At 34.7% G+C, this 16219-nt stretch carries 29 protein-coding genes; 28 read left to right on the top strand and 1 reads right to left on the bottom strand.

The features are described 5' to 3' along the window. From rpsC to rpsI, 28 genes are all read left to right on the top strand, one after another. The gene (rpsC, locus tag SBL16_RS08335; RefSeq protein ID WP_011275129.1) at positions 1–654 is read left to right on the top strand and encodes a 30S ribosomal protein S3; all 654 of its coding nucleotides are present in this window, start codon (positions 1–3) and stop codon (positions 652–654) included. A gap of 2 nt (positions 655–656) precedes the next feature. Further along, the gene (rplP, locus tag SBL16_RS08330; protein WP_002432945.1) at positions 657–1091 is read left to right on the top strand and encodes a 50S ribosomal protein L16; all 435 of its coding nucleotides are present in this window, start codon (positions 657–659) and stop codon (positions 1089–1091) included. Further along, on the top strand, positions 1081–1290 hold the full coding sequence (rpmC, locus tag SBL16_RS08325) for a 50S ribosomal protein L29 (RefSeq protein WP_011275130.1): 210 nt from the start codon (positions 1081–1083) through the stop codon (positions 1288–1290). Before rplP ends, rpmC begins: the two co-directional genes overlap by 11 nt. Before the next feature lie 26 nt (positions 1291–1316). Further along, a complete protein-coding gene (rpsQ, locus tag SBL16_RS08320; protein ID WP_011275131.1) occupies positions 1317–1580 on the top strand; it encodes a 30S ribosomal protein S17 in 264 nt (87 codons plus the stop codon). A 31-nt stretch (positions 1581–1611) separates the two neighbouring features. Continuing rightward, complete coding sequence (gene rplN, locus SBL16_RS08315; protein ID WP_002466492.1) at positions 1612–1980, top strand: 50S ribosomal protein L14; 369 nt, start codon at positions 1612–1614, stop codon at positions 1978–1980. Positions 1981–2015: 35 nt separating this feature from the next. Beyond that, the gene (rplX, locus tag SBL16_RS08310; protein ID WP_033079619.1) at positions 2016–2333 is read left to right on the top strand and encodes a 50S ribosomal protein L24; all 318 of its coding nucleotides are present in this window, start codon (positions 2016–2018) and stop codon (positions 2331–2333) included. 25 nt (positions 2334–2358) lie between these two features. Continuing rightward, positions 2359–2898, top strand: a complete 540-nt coding sequence (gene rplE / locus SBL16_RS08305) for a 50S ribosomal protein L5 (RefSeq protein ID WP_011275133.1) — start codon at positions 2359–2361, stop codon at positions 2896–2898. A 22-nt stretch (positions 2899–2920) separates the two neighbouring features. Next, entirely contained in the window at positions 2921–3106 is a 186-nt protein-coding gene (locus SBL16_RS08300; protein ID WP_001140799.1) for a type Z 30S ribosomal protein S14, read from the top strand. A 31-nt stretch (positions 3107–3137) separates the two neighbouring features. Then, positions 3138–3536, top strand: a complete 399-nt coding sequence (gene rpsH, locus SBL16_RS08295) for a 30S ribosomal protein S8 (protein ID WP_002448514.1) — start codon at positions 3138–3140, stop codon at positions 3534–3536. Between the two features lie 24 nt (positions 3537–3560). Next, positions 3561–4097 (top strand): 50S ribosomal protein L6, encoded by a 537-nt coding sequence (rplF, locus tag SBL16_RS08290; RefSeq protein ID WP_011275135.1) that lies wholly within the window; start codon positions 3561–3563, stop codon positions 4095–4097. Between the two features lie 31 nt (positions 4098–4128). After that, positions 4129–4491 (top strand): 50S ribosomal protein L18, encoded by a 363-nt coding sequence (gene rplR, locus SBL16_RS08285; RefSeq protein ID WP_011275136.1) that lies wholly within the window; start codon positions 4129–4131, stop codon positions 4489–4491. A 20-nt stretch (positions 4492–4511) separates the two neighbouring features. Continuing rightward, positions 4512–5012, top strand: coding sequence for a 30S ribosomal protein S5 (gene rpsE, locus SBL16_RS08280; protein ID WP_011275137.1), 501 nt, complete (start codon positions 4512–4514; stop codon positions 5010–5012). Positions 5013–5028: 16 nt separating this feature from the next. Continuing rightward, a complete protein-coding gene (gene rpmD / locus SBL16_RS08275; protein ID WP_011275138.1) occupies positions 5029–5208 on the top strand; it encodes a 50S ribosomal protein L30 in 180 nt (59 codons plus the stop codon). Positions 5209–5227: 19 nt separating this feature from the next. Continuing rightward, positions 5228–5668 carry a 50S ribosomal protein L15 gene (rplO, locus tag SBL16_RS08270; RefSeq protein WP_119472098.1) on the top strand — a complete coding sequence of 147 codons (441 nt, stop codon included), beginning with the start codon at positions 5228–5230 and terminating at the stop codon, positions 5666–5668. Then, positions 5668–6960: a preprotein translocase subunit SecY gene (gene secY, locus SBL16_RS08265; RefSeq protein WP_011275140.1), complete on the top strand. Its 1293-nt coding sequence runs from the start codon at positions 5668–5670 to the stop codon at positions 6958–6960. Before rplO ends, secY begins: the two co-directional genes overlap by 1 nt. An 18-nt stretch (positions 6961–6978) precedes the next feature. After that, positions 6979–7629, top strand: a complete 651-nt coding sequence (locus SBL16_RS08260) for an adenylate kinase (RefSeq protein WP_037536020.1) — start codon at positions 6979–6981, stop codon at positions 7627–7629. Between the two features lie 198 nt (positions 7630–7827). Continuing rightward, positions 7828–8046, top strand: a complete 219-nt coding sequence (gene infA / locus SBL16_RS08255) for a translation initiation factor IF-1 (RefSeq protein WP_001829792.1) — start codon at positions 7828–7830, stop codon at positions 8044–8046. Positions 8047–8077: 31 nt separating this feature from the next. After that, the gene (rpmJ, locus tag SBL16_RS08250) at positions 8078–8191 is read left to right on the top strand and encodes a 50S ribosomal protein L36 (protein ID WP_001829709.1); all 114 of its coding nucleotides are present in this window, start codon (positions 8078–8080) and stop codon (positions 8189–8191) included. 22 nt (positions 8192–8213) lie between these two features. Continuing rightward, positions 8214–8579: a 30S ribosomal protein S13 gene (gene rpsM / locus SBL16_RS08245; protein ID WP_011275142.1), complete on the top strand. Its 366-nt coding sequence runs from the start codon at positions 8214–8216 to the stop codon at positions 8577–8579. A 22-nt stretch (positions 8580–8601) separates the two neighbouring features. Further along, positions 8602–8991 carry a 30S ribosomal protein S11 gene (gene rpsK, locus SBL16_RS08240; protein WP_000101625.1) on the top strand — a complete coding sequence of 130 codons (390 nt, stop codon included), beginning with the start codon at positions 8602–8604 and terminating at the stop codon, positions 8989–8991. 83 nt (positions 8992–9074) lie between these two features. Beyond that, positions 9075–10019, top strand: coding sequence for a DNA-directed RNA polymerase subunit alpha (locus tag SBL16_RS08235; protein WP_011275143.1), 945 nt, complete (start codon positions 9075–9077; stop codon positions 10017–10019). 21 nt (positions 10020–10040) lie between these two features. Further along, positions 10041–10412 carry a 50S ribosomal protein L17 gene (gene rplQ, locus SBL16_RS08230; RefSeq protein ID WP_011275144.1) on the top strand — a complete coding sequence of 124 codons (372 nt, stop codon included), beginning with the start codon at positions 10041–10043 and terminating at the stop codon, positions 10410–10412. Between the two features lie 445 nt (positions 10413–10857). Further along, positions 10858–11670 (top strand): energy-coupling factor transporter ATPase, encoded by an 813-nt coding sequence (locus SBL16_RS08225; protein WP_107611815.1) that lies wholly within the window; start codon positions 10858–10860, stop codon positions 11668–11670. Beyond that, positions 11667–12530, top strand: coding sequence for an energy-coupling factor transporter ATPase (locus SBL16_RS08220; RefSeq protein ID WP_107611814.1), 864 nt, complete (start codon positions 11667–11669; stop codon positions 12528–12530). Before SBL16_RS08225 ends, SBL16_RS08220 begins: the two co-directional genes overlap by 4 nt. Beyond that, positions 12520–13326 carry an energy-coupling factor transporter transmembrane component T gene (locus tag SBL16_RS08215; protein ID WP_317953640.1) on the top strand — a complete coding sequence of 269 codons (807 nt, stop codon included), beginning with the start codon at positions 12520–12522 and terminating at the stop codon, positions 13324–13326. Before SBL16_RS08220 ends, SBL16_RS08215 begins: the two co-directional genes overlap by 11 nt. 4 nt (positions 13327–13330) lie before the next feature. Next, positions 13331–14134, top strand: a complete 804-nt coding sequence (truA, locus tag SBL16_RS08210) for a tRNA pseudouridine(38-40) synthase TruA (RefSeq protein WP_107611813.1) — start codon at positions 13331–13333, stop codon at positions 14132–14134. Positions 14135–14386: 252 nt separating this feature from the next. Continuing rightward, positions 14387–14824, top strand: coding sequence for a 50S ribosomal protein L13 (gene rplM, locus SBL16_RS08205; protein WP_011275149.1), 438 nt, complete (start codon positions 14387–14389; stop codon positions 14822–14824). A 19-nt stretch (positions 14825–14843) separates the two neighbouring features. Next, complete coding sequence (rpsI, locus tag SBL16_RS08200) at positions 14844–15236, top strand: 30S ribosomal protein S9 (protein WP_011275150.1); 393 nt, start codon at positions 14844–14846, stop codon at positions 15234–15236. Between the two features lie 168 nt (positions 15237–15404). Here rpsI and SBL16_RS08195 read toward each other — a convergent pair whose 3' ends face one another. Then, on the bottom strand, positions 15405–16136 hold the full coding sequence (locus SBL16_RS08195; protein ID WP_107611812.1) for an NAD-dependent protein deacylase: 732 nt from the start codon (positions 16134–16136) through the stop codon (positions 15405–15407). Between the last annotated feature and the right edge of the window lie 83 nt (positions 16137–16219).

Here is a 16219-nt window from a genome sequence, read left to right as displayed (position 1 = left end):
GTGGGTCAAAAAATTAATCCTATCGGACTTCGTGTCGGAATCATCCGTGACTGGGAAGCTAAATGGTATGCTGAAAAAGATTTCGCTTCACTTTTACACGAAGATTTAAGAATCCGTAAATTCATTGATAACGAATTAAAAGAAGCATCAGTTTCTCACGTTGAAATCGAACGTGCTGCTAACCGTATTAACATTGCTATTCACACTGGTAAACCAGGTATGGTAATTGGTAAAGGCGGATCAGAAATTGAAAAACTTCGTAATAAATTAAACAACTTAACTGATAAAAAAGTACACATCAACGTTATCGAAATCAAAAAAATTGATATCGATGCTCGTTTAGTTGCTGAGAATATTGCACGTCAATTAGAAAACCGTGCTTCATTCCGTCGTGTACAAAAACAAGCCATTTCAAGAGCTATGAAACTTGGTGCTAAAGGTATCAAAACTCAAGTATCAGGTCGTTTAGGCGGAGCTGACATTGCTCGTGCTGAACAATATTCAGAAGGAACTGTTCCACTTCATACTTTACGTGCTGACATCGATTATGCACATGCTGAAGCAGACACTACTTACGGTAAATTAGGTGTTAAAGTATGGATTTATCGTGGTGAAGTTCTTCCTACTAAGAATACTAGTGAAGGAGGAAAATAATAATGTTACTACCAAAACGTGTTAAATATCGTCGTCAACATCGTCCTAAAACAACTGGTCGTTCAAAAGGCGGTAATTATGTAACATTTGGTGAGTATGGATTACAAGCTACTACAACATCTTGGATCACATCTCGTCAAATCGAATCTGCTCGTATTGCTATGACACGTTACATGAAACGTGGCGGGAAAGTTTGGATTAAAATCTTCCCTCATACACCATATACTAAAAAACCTTTAGAAGTACGTATGGGTGCTGGTAAAGGTGCCGTTGAAGGCTGGATCGCTGTTGTAAAACCAGGTAGAATTTTATTCGAGGTTGCAGGCGTATCAGAAGAAGTTGCTCGTGAAGCATTACGTTTAGCAAGTCACAAACTTCCAGTGAAAACTAAGTTTGTAAAACGTGAAGAATTGGGTGGTGAAACAAATGAAAGCTAAGGAAATTAGAGACTTAACCACTTCAGAAATCGAAGAACAAATCAAATCTTCAAAAGAAGAGCTTTTTAACCTACGCTTTCAGTTAGCTACAGGTCAATTAGAGGAAACTGCACGTATTCGTACAGTTAGAAAAACAATTGCACGTCTAAAAACTGTTGCTCGTGAAAGAGAAATCGAAGAAAGCAAAGCTAATCAATAATATATTCGAAAGAGGAGGTTACAAAAGTGAGTGAAAGAAACGATCGTAAAGTTTATGTAGGTAAAGTTGTTTCAGACAAAATGGACAAAACTATCACTGTATTAGTTGAAACTTACAAAACACACAAATTATACGGTAAACGTGTAAAATACTCTAAAAAATATAAAACTCATGATGAAAACAATTCAGCTAAATTAGGAGACATTGTTAAAATTCAAGAAACTCGTCCTTTATCAGCATCAAAACGTTTTCGTTTAGTAGAAATTGTTGAAGAGTCAGTAATTATTTAATACAAGATTAGAGATAAGGGAGGTTTAACTAATGATCCAACAAGAAACTCGTTTAAAAGTAGCAGACAACTCTGGTGCTCGTGAAGTCCTTACAATTAAAGTATTAGGTGGATCTGGTCGCAAAACAGCGAACATCGGCGATGTTATCGTATGTACTGTTAAAAATGCAACACCAGGTGGCGTTGTTAAAAAAGGTGACGTAGTCAAAGCTGTTGTCGTTAGAACTAAATCAGGCGTTCGTCGTAATGATGGTTCTTATATCAAGTTTGATGAAAATGCATGTGTCATTATTCGTGATGACAAAGGCCCACGTGGTACTCGTATCTTTGGTCCTGTTGCTCGTGAATTACGTGAAGGTAACTTCATGAAAATCGTTTCATTAGCACCAGAAGTACTTTAATTTATAAAAACCAAATCATTTAAGGAGGTGCCCACATGCATATCAAAAAAGGTGACAACGTAAAAGTTATCGCAGGTAAAGACAAAGGTAAAGAAGGTAAAGTAATCGCTACTGAACCTAAAAAAGACCGTGTCGTTGTGGAAGGTGTTAATGTTATTAAAAAACACCAAAAACCAACTCAATTAAATCCTGAAGGTGGAATCTTAGAAACAGAGGCAGCAATCCATGTTTCTAACGTACAATTATTAGATCCTAAAACAAACGAACCTACCCGTGTTGGTTACAAATTTGTTGATGGTAAAAAAGTTCGTATCGCTAAAAAATCTGGCGAAGAAATCAAAACTAATAATTAATAACTAGTTGAAAGGAGGATCCACTTTGAACCGTTTAAAAGAAAGATACAATACTGAAGTTACTGAAAACTTAGTGAAAAAATTCAACTATAGTTCTGTAATGGAAGTACCAAAAATCGAAAAAATCGTTGTAAATATGGGTGTAGGTGATGCAGTTCAAAACTCTAAAGTGTTAGATAACGCTGTAGAGGAATTAGAATTAATCACTGGTCAAAAACCATTAGTAACAAAAGCAAAAAAATCAGTTGCAACATTCCGTTTACGTGAAGGTATGCCAATCGGTGCGAAAGTTACACTTCGCGGAGAAAGAATGTATGAATTCTTAGATAAATTAATCGCAGTTTCATTACCTCGTGTACGTGACTTCCAAGGTGTTTCTAAAACAGCATTCGATGGTCGTGGTAACTACACTTTAGGAATTAAAGAACAATTAATTTTCCCAGAAATCGACTATGATAAAGTAAGTAAAGTAAGAGGAATGGATATTGTTATCGTAACAACTGCTAACACTGACGAGGAAGCTCGTGAATTGTTAACAAACTTCGGTATGCCATTTCGTAAATAATCTCTAAAAGGAGGCTAATTAAGTGGCTAAAACTTCTATGGTTGCTAAGCAACAGAAAAAACAAAAATATGCAGTACGTGAATATACTCGTTGTGAACGTTGTGGTCGTCCACATTCTGTATATCGTAAATTCAAATTATGCCGTATTTGTTTCCGTGAATTAGCTTACAAAGGGCAAATCCCTGGCGTACGTAAAGCTAGCTGGTAATATATAAGAGTCTGAAAGGAGGCAACAATCAATGACAATGACAGATCCAATCGCAGATATGCTTACTCGTGTTAGAAACGCAAACATGGTGCGTCACGAGAAATTAGAATTACCTGCGTCTAACATTAAAAAACAAATTGCTGAAATCTTAAAAAATGAAGGTTTCATTAAAAACGTAGAATACGTTGAAGATGATAAACAAGGTGTTATTCGTTTATTCTTAAAATATGGTCAAAACAATGAACGTGTTATCACAGGATTAAAACGTATCTCTAAACCAGGTTTACGTGTATATGCTAAAGCAAACGAAGTACCTAAAGTATTAAATGGTTTAGGTATTGCATTAGTTTCAACTTCTGAAGGTGTTATCACTGACAAAGAAGCTAGAAAACGTAACGTTGGCGGAGAAATTATCGCATACGTTTGGTAATAATAAATAAGGAGGTGCCATAACATGAGTCGTGTTGGTAAGAAAATTATTGACATCCCTAGCGACGTTACAGTAACTTTTGATGGTCATACTGCTACTGTAAAAGGTCCTAAAGGTGAATTAACTAGAACATTTAACGAAAGAATGACTTTCAAACAAGAAGAAAACACTATCGAAGTTGTAAGACCTACTGAGTCTAAAGAAGATAGAACAGTTCATGGTACAACTCGTGCTTTATTAAATAATATGGTACAAGGTGTTTCTCAAGGTTTCGAAAAAACACTTGAGCTTGTTGGTGTAGGTTACCGTGCTCAAATGCAAGGTAGTGACTTAGTATTAAACGTTGGTTACTCTCACCCTGTTGAAATTAAAGCTGAAGATGGCATTACTTTCGCAGTAGAGAAAAACACAACTGTTAGAGTATCTGGTGTATCTAAAGAACAAGTTGGAGCAATTGCTTCTAACATCCGTTCAGTAAGACCTCCAGAACCTTACAAAGGAAAAGGTATCCGTTACCAAGGTGAATATGTTCGCCGTAAAGAAGGTAAAACAGGTAAATAATAGATAACTCTCTTAAGAAAGGAGTAATACAATGATCAGTAAAATTGATAAAAACAAAGTGCGTTTGAAAAGACATGCTCGTGTGCGTACTAAATTATCAGGTACAGCTGAAAAACCACGTTTAAATGTATATCGTTCAAACAAACACATTTATGCACAAATTATCGATGATGTTAAAGGCGAAACTTTAGTTCAAGCTTCATCAAAAGATAAAGATATCGCAAGTGATTCAACTTCTAAAGTAGATTTATCTACTAAAGTAGGAGAAGCAATTGCTAAAAAAGCATCAGACAAAGGTATTAAAGAAATCGTATTTGATCGTGGCGGTTACTTATACCATGGTCGTGTAAAAGCTTTAGCAGAAGCTGCTAGAGAAAGCGGATTAGAATTTTAATTTAAAGGAGGGACAAATACATGGCTCGTAGAGAAGAAGAAACGAAAGAATTTGAAGAACGCGTTGTAACAATCAACCGTGTTGCTAAAGTTGTTAAAGGTGGTCGTCGTTTCCGTTTCACTGCATTAGTAGTAGTTGGAGACAAAAATGGTCGTGTAGGTTTCGGTACTGGTAAAGCTCAAGAGGTACCTGAAGCTATCAAAAAAGCTGTTGAAGCAGCTAAAAAAGATTTAGTAGTTGTTCCACGTGTTGAAGGAACTACTCCTCACACTATCACTGGCCGTTATGGTTCAGGTAGCGTATTCATGAAACCAGCTGCACCTGGTACAGGAGTTATCGCTGGTGGTCCAGTTCGTGCCGTATTAGAATTAGCAGGTATCACTGATATCTTAAGTAAATCATTAGGATCTAACACACCAATTAATATGGTTCGTGCTACAATCAATGGTTTACAAAACCTTAAAAATGCTGAAGATGTTGCTAAATTACGCGGCAAATCAGTAGAAGAATTATATAATTAAGGAGGGAAAATAGATAATGGCTAAATTACAAATTACCCTCACTCGTAGTGTTATTGGTCGTCCTGAAACACAACGTAAAACTGTTGAAGCATTAGGTCTTAAAAAGACTAATAGTTCAGTAGTAGTTGAAGATAACCCTGCTATCCGTGGGCAAATCAACAAAGTTAGACACTTATTGACAGTAGAAGAAAAATAATTAAGGAGGTGCCTATATAATGAAATTAAATGAGTTAAAAGCAGCTGAAGGTTCACGTCGTGTACGTAACCGCGTTGGCCGTGGTGCTGGTTCTGGTAACGGTAAAACTAGTGGTCGCGGACAAAAAGGTCAAAAAGCACGTTCAGGTGGTGGCGTAAGAGCTGGATTTGAAGGTGGACAATTACCTTTATTCCGTCGTTTACCAAAACGTGGTTTCACTAACATTAATCGTAAAGAATATGCTATTGTTAACTTAGACCAACTTAATAAATTTGAAGATGGTACTGAAGTAACTCCAGCTTTATTAGTTGAAACTGGTGTAGTTAAGAATGAAAAATCTGGTATCAAAATACTAGGTAATGGCTCACTTGATAAAAAATTGACAGTGAAAGCTCATAAATTCTCAGCTTCAGCAGTAGAAGCAATTGATGCAAAAGGTGGAGCACACGAGGTGATCTAATGTTTCAAACGCTTGTGAGCTTCTTTAAAACTAAAGAAGTTCGAAACAAGATTTTCTTTACCTTAGCAATGTTAGTTATATTCAAAATAGGAACTTACATTCCGGCTCCAGGAGTTAACCCTGAGCCTTTTGAACAACAAGGTTCTGATCAAGGAGTCGCCGCTCTTCTTAATACGTTTGGTGGCGGAGCCTTAAAGAACTTTTCAATATTTGCTATGGGCATCATGCCCTACATCACCGCATCTATCGTAATGCAATTACTACAAATGGATATTGTTCCGAAATTCTCTGAATGGGCGAAACAAGGTGAAGTAGGTAAAAGAAAGCTTAGCAATGTAACACGTTATTTCGCTATCATTTTGGCTTTTATACAGTCAATTGGTATGGCATTCCAATTTAATAACTATTTAGGTGGTAAATTAATTATTCACCAATCTATTATGAGTTATTTATTGATTGCCGTTGTTTTAACAGCAGGAACTGCATTTCTAATTTGGCTTGGTGATCAAATCACTCAATTCGGAGTTGGTAATGGTATTTCTATCATTATCTTTGCAGGTATTTTATCAACTTTGCCTTCATCAATTATTCAATTCGTGCAACAAGCATTCGTTGGTAATGATGATACTACATTGGCATGGTTAAAAGTTATTGGTTTAATTGTAGGATTAGTTTTACTAACAATTGGTGCTATTTATGTACTAGAAGCGAAACGTAAAATTCCTATCCAATATGCTAAAAAACAGTCTGCTCAAAGATTAGGATCACAAGCAACTTATCTACCTTTAAAAGTTAACTCTGCAGGGGTAATTCCAGTAATCTTTGCGATGGCATTTTTCCTATTGCCAAGAACATTAACATTGTTCTTCCCAAAAGCTGATTGGGCGCAAACTATATCTGAATATGCTAACCCTTCAAACACTTACGGCATGATTGTTTATGTAGTATTAATTATTGCATTTACGTATTTCTATGCCTTTGTTCAAGTTAATCCTGAAAAAATGGCTGATAACTTGAAGAAACAAGGTAGTTACGTTCCAGGTATAAGACCTGGTGAACAAACTAAAAAATATATTACTAAAGTACTTTATCGCTTAACTTTTGTCGGCTCTATTTTCTTAGCAGTCATTGCGATATTACCAATATTAGCGACTAAGTTCATGAGTTTACCTCAATCAATACAAATTGGTGGTACAAGTTTATTAATCGTAATTGGTGTTGCAATTGAAACTATGAAATCACTTGAAGCTCAAGTGAGTCAAAAAGAATATAAAGGCTTTGGTGGTAGATAATTTGTAGGAGGGCAATTTATGAATATCATTTTAATGGGTTTACCTGGCGCAGGTAAAGGAACTCAAGCGAGTGAAATTGTTAAGAAATTCCCAATACCACATATATCTACTGGTGACATGTTCAGAAAAGCGATTAAAGATGAAACAGATTTAGGAAAAGAAGCTAAATCTTACATGGATCGTGGAGAATTAGTCCCTGATGAAGTTACTGTAGGTATCGTTAAAGAAAGAATATCTGAAGACGATGCAAAAAAAGGATTCTTATTAGATGGCTTCCCAAGAACAATCGATCAAGCTGAGGCGTTAAATGATATTATGTCTGAGCTTGATAGAAACATCGATGCTGTCATTAACATCGAAGTTCCTGAGGAAGAATTGATGAATCGTCTTACAGGTCGTCGTATCTGTGAAAAATGTGGTACGACTTATCATCTTGTATTTAATCCTCCAAAGGTTGATGGTATTTGTGATATCGATGGTGGAAAGCTTTATCAACGCGAAGATGATAATCCTGAAACAGTATCTAATCGCTTAAACGTTAATGTTAAACAGTCAAAACCTATTTTAGAGTACTATAATGAAAAAGGTGTGCTAAAAAACATTGATGGTGCGAAAGATATTGACGATGTAACCAAAGATGTCATTGATATCTTAGATCAATTAAAATAGATCAACTTAATACGGTCTAGATTTATGTGAATTTGATTAGGTTTCTCTGGCAAGAATTAATTTTCTGAGTGTCGAATGACGATAATAATTCCCGCATTTTGTTAAACTTATTTTAACTAGTCACTATATTAGATTCGTATCGTTGAAGTTGTCTATTGACGATTACCTTACTATTGTAAAAAGGGAGGAAGTTAATCAATGGCGAAACAAGATGTAATTGAATTAGAAGGTACAGTATTAGATACTTTACCAAATGCTATGTTTAAAGTAGAATTAGAAAATGGTCATGAGATTTTAGCTCACGTAAGTGGTAAAATTAGAATGAATTATATTCGTATTCTACCTGGCGACAAAGTAACTGTAGAAATGTCTCCGTATGATTTATCACGCGGTAGAATTACTTATCGTTATAAATAATCGTCACTCCATAATATAGGGAGGTATAAAAATGAAAGTAAGACCATCAGTTAAACCAATTTGCGAAAAATGTAAAGTCATTAAACGTAAAGGTAAAGTAATGGTAATTTGTGACAATCCTAAGCACAAACAAAGACAAGGTTAATAAAAGAGAGGTGTAAATATATATGGCACGTATTGCAGGAGTAGATATCCCACGTGAAAAACGCATTGTTATCTCATTAACATATGTATATGGTATTGGTACTTCAACAGCTAAAAAAATCGTTGAAGAAGCTAACGTATCAGCAGACACACGTGTAAAAGATTTAACAGATGACGAATTAGGTCGTATTCGTGAAGTTGTTGACAGTTATAAAGTTGAAGGTGACTTACGTCGTGAACAAAACTTAAACATTAAACGTTTAATGGAAATTTCTTCATACCGTGGTATCCGTCACCGTCGTGGTTTACCAGTTCGCGGTCAAAAAACTAAAAACAACGCACGTACTCGTAAAGGCCCAGTTAAAACTGTAGCTAACAAGAAAAAATAATAGGTAAAGGAGGCAAATATAAATGGCACGTAAACAAGTATCTCGTAAACGTAGAGTTAAAAAGAATATTGAAAATGGTGTGGCTCACATCCGTTCAACATTCAACAATACAATCGTAACTATCACTGATGAATTTGGTAATGCTTTATCTTGGTCATCAGCTGGTGCATTAGGTTTCAAAGGATCTAAAAAATCAACACCATTCGCAGCTCAAATGGCTTCTGAAACTGCTTCAAAATCTGCAATGGAACATGGTTTAAAAACTGTTGAAGTAACAGTAAAAGGACCTGGACCAGGTCGTGAATCAGCTATCCGTGCATTACAATCAGCTGGTTTAGAAGTAACTGCAATCAGAGACGTTACTCCAGTACCTCATAATGGTTGTCGTCCACCAAAACGTCGTCGCGTCTAATTTATAATAGATTGTTATTGTTACAGGTCACTGAGCGAAACAGTTTAAAATTAAGTCGACGTAATTAAGGAGGATTTTTGTAAATGATAGAAATTGAAAAACCTAGAATTGAGACAATTGAAATTAGTGAAGATGCTAAATTCGGTAAGTTCGTTGTTGAACCACTAGAACGTGGCTACGGTACTACACTAGGAAACTCCTTACGTCGTATCCTACTATCTTCATTACCAGGTGCAGCCGTTAAGTACATTGAAATCGAAGGTGTTTTACACGAATTCTCAGCTATAGATAATGTTGTTGAAGATGTTTCTACTATTATTATGAACATCAAAAAATTAGCACTCAAAATCTATTCTGAAGAAGATAAAACATTAGAAATCGATGTTCGAGATGAAGGCGAAGTTACTGCAAGTGACATTACTCACGATAGTGATGTAGAAGTTCTAAATCCAGAACTTAAAATCGCAACAGTGTCTAAAGGTGGACATTTAAAAATTCGTCTAGTTGCTAACAAGGGTAGAGGTTACGCATTAGCAGAACAAAATAATACTAGTGATTTACCAATCGGTGTAATTCCTGTTGATTCACTATACTCACCAGTTGAACGTGTTAACTATACAGTTGAAAACACACGTGTCGGTCAAAGTAGTGATTTTGATAAATTAACTTTAGATGTTTGGACTAATGGTTCAATCACTCCACAAGAGTCAGTATCATTAGCTGCTAAGATTTTGACTGAACATTTAAATATTTTTGTAGGTCTTACAGATGAAGCTCAAAATGCTGAAATCATGATTGAAAAAGAAGAAGATCAAAAAGAAAAAGTACTTGAAATGTCTATTGAAGAATTAGACTTATCAGTACGTTCATACAACTGTTTAAAACGTGCAGGAATCAATTCAGTTCAAGAGTTAGCTGATAAATCTGAAGCTGATATGATGAAAGTTCGTAATTTAGGTCGTAAATCTCTAGAAGAAGTTAAATATAAATTAGAAGATTTAGGATTAGGATTAAGAAAAGAAGATTAATAAGTTAAAGGAGGTCAACTCATGGGTTACAGAAAATTAGGTCGTACTTCTGATCAACGTAAAGCTATGTTACGTGACTTAGCTACTTCACTTATCGTTAGTGAGCGCATTGAAACTACAGAAGCTCGTGCAAAAGAAGTTCGTAGTGTTGTTGAGAAATTAATCACTTTAGGTAAAAAAGGAGATTTAGCTTCTCGTCGTAATGCTGCAAAAACATTACGTAATGTTGAAATCTTAAATGAAGATGAAACTACACAAACTGCACTTCAAAAATTATTCGGTGAAATTGCTGAACGTTATACAGAACGTCAAGGTGGTTACACTCGTATTCTTAAAGTAGGTCCTCGTCGCGGAGACGGTGCTGAATCAGTTATCATCGAATTAGTAGATTAATTCAAGATATAAATACACTAACTACTTATATGTAAAGCAAATGAGTGCAACGATAATGTTTGCCACATACAAATATTGTCTAGCTCAGAGTGCCCCATCAATTAAATATATTTCAAAGCGTGAACTCAACTAAAATATGATGGGGTGCGCGCTTTTTTATTTTCAAAGAAGCAATTAGCTTCTATTCAACCAATAAATTATTATATATAATACTAAGAACTCAAATGGTCATAGTTTATATTGAAAAAATCGCATTAGTTGACCAAAATGAAAGCTTTTATTTAGTTTTTCAGTTTTAGTCATCCTTAATAGGGGCGGGACAATGGATTCGAAATGAATTCTGTCCGGTCCCTTTTTATTTTGAAAAAATGAAATAAAACAATAATATACATGCAAATCATATTCATGTAAACTATACTAGTACAAAGTTTTAGGAGGGATTCTAGTGGAGGCGAATAACACTAATATTATTGAACTTAAGCAAGTTGACTTTCAATATCAAGGCGATGCAGCCTTCACATTAAATAATGTATCCTTTAAGATTCCTAAAAATCAATGGACTTCAATTGTTGGACATAATGGGTCAGGAAAATCAACAATAGCTAAATTAATAGTTGGTATTGAAATTGCAACCAATGGTACGATTTTTTTCAATCAATCACCTATCTCTAATAATGATTTCAAAGATATACGAGAACACGTTGGAATTGTCTTCCAAAATCCAGAAAATCAATTTGTAGGTTCGATTGTTAAATACGATGTTGCGTTTGGTTTAGAGAACCACGCTGTTCCAACTGAAAAAATGAAAGAAATAGTAGCACAATCTATTAGTGACGTTGGAATGACGGATTATGCAGATAGTGAACCACATTCATTATCAGGAGGACAGAAGCAACGAGTAGCTATTGCAGGTGTATTAGCATTAAGTCCTTCAGTCATTATTTTAGATGAAGCGACATCTATGTTAGACCCTCAAGCAAAGAAATCATTGATGAGTTTAATACAAGAAGTTAAAGCAACTAAAGATGTAACAATTATTTCGATTACGCATGAGTTAACTGAGGCGCTCGAAGGTGATCATGTCATAGTGATGAATCAAGGAACAGTTTATAAAGAAGGAAATCCACAAACAATATTTAAAGATATAAAAATGTTACAAGAAATTGGACTAGATTTACCTTTCTCAATGAAAATCAATCAACTTTTAGGATTTGATGACCACTTTATTACTTACGAAGGGTTGGTCGAAAAGCTATGAAAATTAAGTTTAATGATGTTACCTACACCTATCAACAGGGTACACCATATGAGTATAAAGCGTTAGACCACATTAATTTAACTATTGAGCAGGGTAAATACTATGCAATTGTTGGACAAACTGGAAGTGGAAAATCAACTTTAATTCAGCATTTCAATGGGTTATTAAAACCTACTTATGGCAATATTGAGCATGATGAACTTACGATTCATTCTAAAACTAAAGATAAATTTATTAGACCGATCAGACAAAAAGTTGGGCTAGTTTTTCAATTTCCTGAATCACAATTATTTGAAGATAATATTGAAAGAGAAATTGAGTTTGGACCTAAGAATTTTGGAATGAATGTTAAAGAAGTGAAAGAAAGAGCTTTTGATTTATTGTTAGAGTTAGGTTTTCCAAGAAATGTTATGTCTTTATCACCATTCCAAATGTCTGGCGGCCAAATGCGTAAAATTGCAATTGTTTCAATCTTAGCTATGAACCCGGATGTCATTGTTTTAGATGAACCTACTGCTGGATTAGACCCAAAGAGCCGTCAACAAGTAATGGAGCTATTTAAAGAAATACAACTAAAACAAAATAAAACAATCATACTTGTATCTCATGATATGAATGAAGTTGCGAAATATGCTGAAGAAATTATCGTGATGAATGATGGAAATATTATCGAGCAAGTCACACCAAAAGAGTTGTTTAGACAAGGTAGTAAACTTGAAGAGTGGCATATAGCCTTACCAGATATTGTTCAGTTACAACGTGATATTGAAATTAAACATGGTATCAAATTTAAGACAATCGCACTTACTGAGAAGGAATTTGTAAGTATGTACCAGGAGTGGCAACATCATGAAGAATAAATTAATTATAGGTAGATATTTACCTAATAACTCTGTAATTCATCAGCTAGATCCACGAGCTAAAGTTTTATTTGTATTTATGTTTATTATTTTAATATTTTTTGCTCATTCTTTTGCAACGTTTGGGTGGATTATCTTATTAATTCTAATGTTTATGTTTTTAGCGAAGATTAAATTATGGTTTTTAATTAAAGGATTAACACCAATATTTATTTTTACTATATTCACATTCTTCATGCATATCTTCTTCACACATGGTGGAACAAGATTAGTTGATTTTGGAATTATTAAAATTGATAGTGCTGGTATTTTAGAAGGTATCTTTATTTCATTACGTCTCATCACAATTGTTATGGTTGCAACAATATTGACGCTATCAACGAGCCCAATCGATTTAACAGATGCTTTTGAAAAATTGCTAACGCCATTAAAATGGTTTAAATTGCCTGTGCATCAATTAAGCATGATTATGTCAATCGCTTTAAGATTCATTCCAACTTTAATGGATGAATTAGATAAAATCATACTAGCTCAAAAATCACGAGGTTCTGAACTAAGTTCAGGTAGCTTAATGACACGTATAAAAGCATTTATTCCTTTAATGATTCCATTATTTATCTCAGCTTTTCAAAGAGCAGAGGAATTAGCAATCGCTATGGAAGTACGTGGTTATGATGCTAATGTAAAACGAACAAGTTACAGAAAGCTACAATGGCATATTGGGGACACGATGTGCTTAATAAGTATCATCCCAATAGCCATAGTATTATTAGTATTAAAATATATTGGAGTGTAATACAGTGCGTATACTTGTTAATATTTCTTATCAAGGAAGTCAATTTCTAGGGTTTCAAATTCAACAGCAAGGAAGAACTGTGCAACAACAATTTGAAAAGATATTAAAGCGTATGCATCGGCGACATGTTCGCATTCATCCTTCAAGTCGTACGGACAGAGGTGTACATGCGTATGAACAATTTTTTCATTTTGATACAGACTTAAATATTGAACCACAGCAATGGAAGTATGCGATGAATAGTGCTTTACCTGATGATATATACGTCAAAGAAGTTCAACAAGTCGATGATCATTTTCATTGTCGTTATGACTGTCTAGGCAAGCGATATCGCTATAAAGTATATCAAGCAACGCATCGTAATCCTTTTGAAAGTGGCTTAAAGACATTTATTAAAGAAGATTTAAATTATTCAAAAATGAACGAAGCTGCAAAACATTTCATTGGAACACATGATTTTACAGGATTCTGCTCTCAAAAGACTGAAGTCGAAAGCAAAATACGTACGTTATATCAAAGTGAAATCATTCAAACAGATGAAGGGTTTGACTATGTTGTGACAGGGTCAGGCTTTTTATATAATATGGTTCGCGTGTTAGTAGCGTTTCTAATTGAAGTAGGAAAAGGTAAACGTCATCCAAGTGAAGTGCCAACGCTATTAAATGAAAAAAATAGAGATAGTGTACCATTTACAGCACCTGCAGAAGGTCTCTATTTAGAGAAGATATATTTAACAGAAAAAGACTTAACAACAGACTTTGGAGACAATATTAAAATTCATCGTAAAAAATCATTACAAAATGACTAAATTGCATTGACAAACGGAGCTATAAAATATAACATAGTTAACGGTATTGTTTTATATCCACCCCATGATAAGCCCCGGAAACTTATTGTGTTACAAGATATATAAGCAAATTATACAGGAATAAAATAAATGAACATTTACGCTTTGAAAATCGTAACAGAATGAATAGATTGCAGGCCTCGTTCGTAGGTTCGACTGCGATACGTACCTGTAATCTAAAACGAAGCATTTATTTTTAGGAGGACAATTATTATGCGTCAAACATTTATGGCAAATGAATCAAACATTGAGCGCAAATGGTATGTTATTGATGCTGAAGGCCAAACATTAGGTCGTTTATCATCTGAAGTAGCATCTATCTTACGCGGTAAAAATAAAGTAACTTATACACCACACGTTGACACTGGTGATTATGTAATCATCATTAACGCTGCTAAAATCGAATTAACTGGTAAAAAAGAATCAGATAAAATTTATTATCGTCACTCAAACCACCCAGGCGGTATCAAATCAGTTACAGCTGGTGAGTTAAAACGTAATAATCCAGAACGTTTACTTGAAACTTCAATCAAAGGTATGTTACCAAGTTCACGTTTAGGTGAAAAACAAGGTAAAAAATTATTTGTATATGGTGGCGCTGAACATCCACACGCTGCACAACAACCAGAAAACTACGAGTTACGTGGTTAATTAGAAGGAGGAAATTACATTGGCACAAGTTGAATATAGAGGCACAGGCCGTCGTAAAAACTCAGTAGCACGTGTACGTTTAGTACCAGGTGAAGGTAATATCACAGTTAACGAACGTGACGTACGTGAGTACTTACCATTCGAATCATTAATCTTAGACTTAAACCAACCATTTGATGTTACAGAAACTAAAGGTAACTATGATGTATTAGTTAACGTACACGGTGGTGGTTTCACTGGACAAGCACAAGCTATCCGTCACGGAATCGCACGTGCATTATTAGAAGCAGATCCTGAATACAGAGGTTCTTTAAAACGCGCAGGTCTATTAACTCGTGACCCACGTATGAAAGAACGTAAAAAACCAGGTCTTAAAAAAGCACGTCGTTCTCCACAATTCTCAAAACGTTAATGCTGGAATTGTTGCAAACTTGTTTGCTTACAAGTCCAGTACGCAAATTGCATCAGCAATTTGTGTTCCATTGGAACGTTCAAAGCACTTCTCAACTTTGAGAAGTGCTTTTTTTGTATGCAATAAAAGCTAGAGATCCATAAAACCTCTAGCTTTTGAAGTTTATATTTATTTTTTAAATACTTCCTCAACAACTTCTGTCATATCGTTATGAATGACTAAATCTGCTTTTCTATCATACGGTGTTTTATCTCGATTAATAATGACTAAATTATCTCCTGTGAAGTTTGAAATGAAGCCAGCAGCAGGTTGCACTACAAGTGATGAACCTAACACAATAACAGTGTCTGCCTTTTGGATTTTATCAAGCGCACGGAAAACTGTTGGTTGATCTAACATCTCGCCATATAAGACAATGTCAGGTCGAATAACTTCACCACATGATTCACAATATCTTAATTCATGTTCCATGACATATGATTTTGTATATTCTTTACCACATTTAATGCAATAGAACCGATTGAGTGTACCATGAATTTCATCGATATTCTGACTTCCAGCATCTTCATGTAAGCCATCGATATTTTGTGTGATGACACCTAAAGATTTACCTTCTCTCTCTAACTCAGCGATCCATTCATGAACAATATTTGGTTTTTTATCCGCTACAAGTAAACGTTTATGATAAAAATCAATAAAGCTTTCTTTATTATCATTAAGATGGTCAACACTCAATAAATATTCAGGAGAATAGCCATCTTTAGATATTTCATCAAATAGTCCACCCATTGATCGGAAATCAGGAATACCACTTGCGACAGAAACACCTGCACCTGTAAAGAATACAATGCTATTTGATCTATCTACAATTTCTTTTAATTTTTCTATCTTGTTGCTCATTGAAAACACTCCATATACAGAATTTAATGCTTACTTTTGGTAAAATAATTTTAATATTACTTATATATCTATTACAACATACA

This window comes from Staphylococcus sp. NWU MK-U1 (assembly GCF_033283505.1).
Taxonomy (GTDB): domain Bacteria; phylum Bacillota; class Bacilli; order Staphylococcales; family Staphylococcaceae; genus Staphylococcus; species Staphylococcus haemolyticus.
This window is presented reverse-complemented; position numbering and strand designations above follow the sequence as displayed.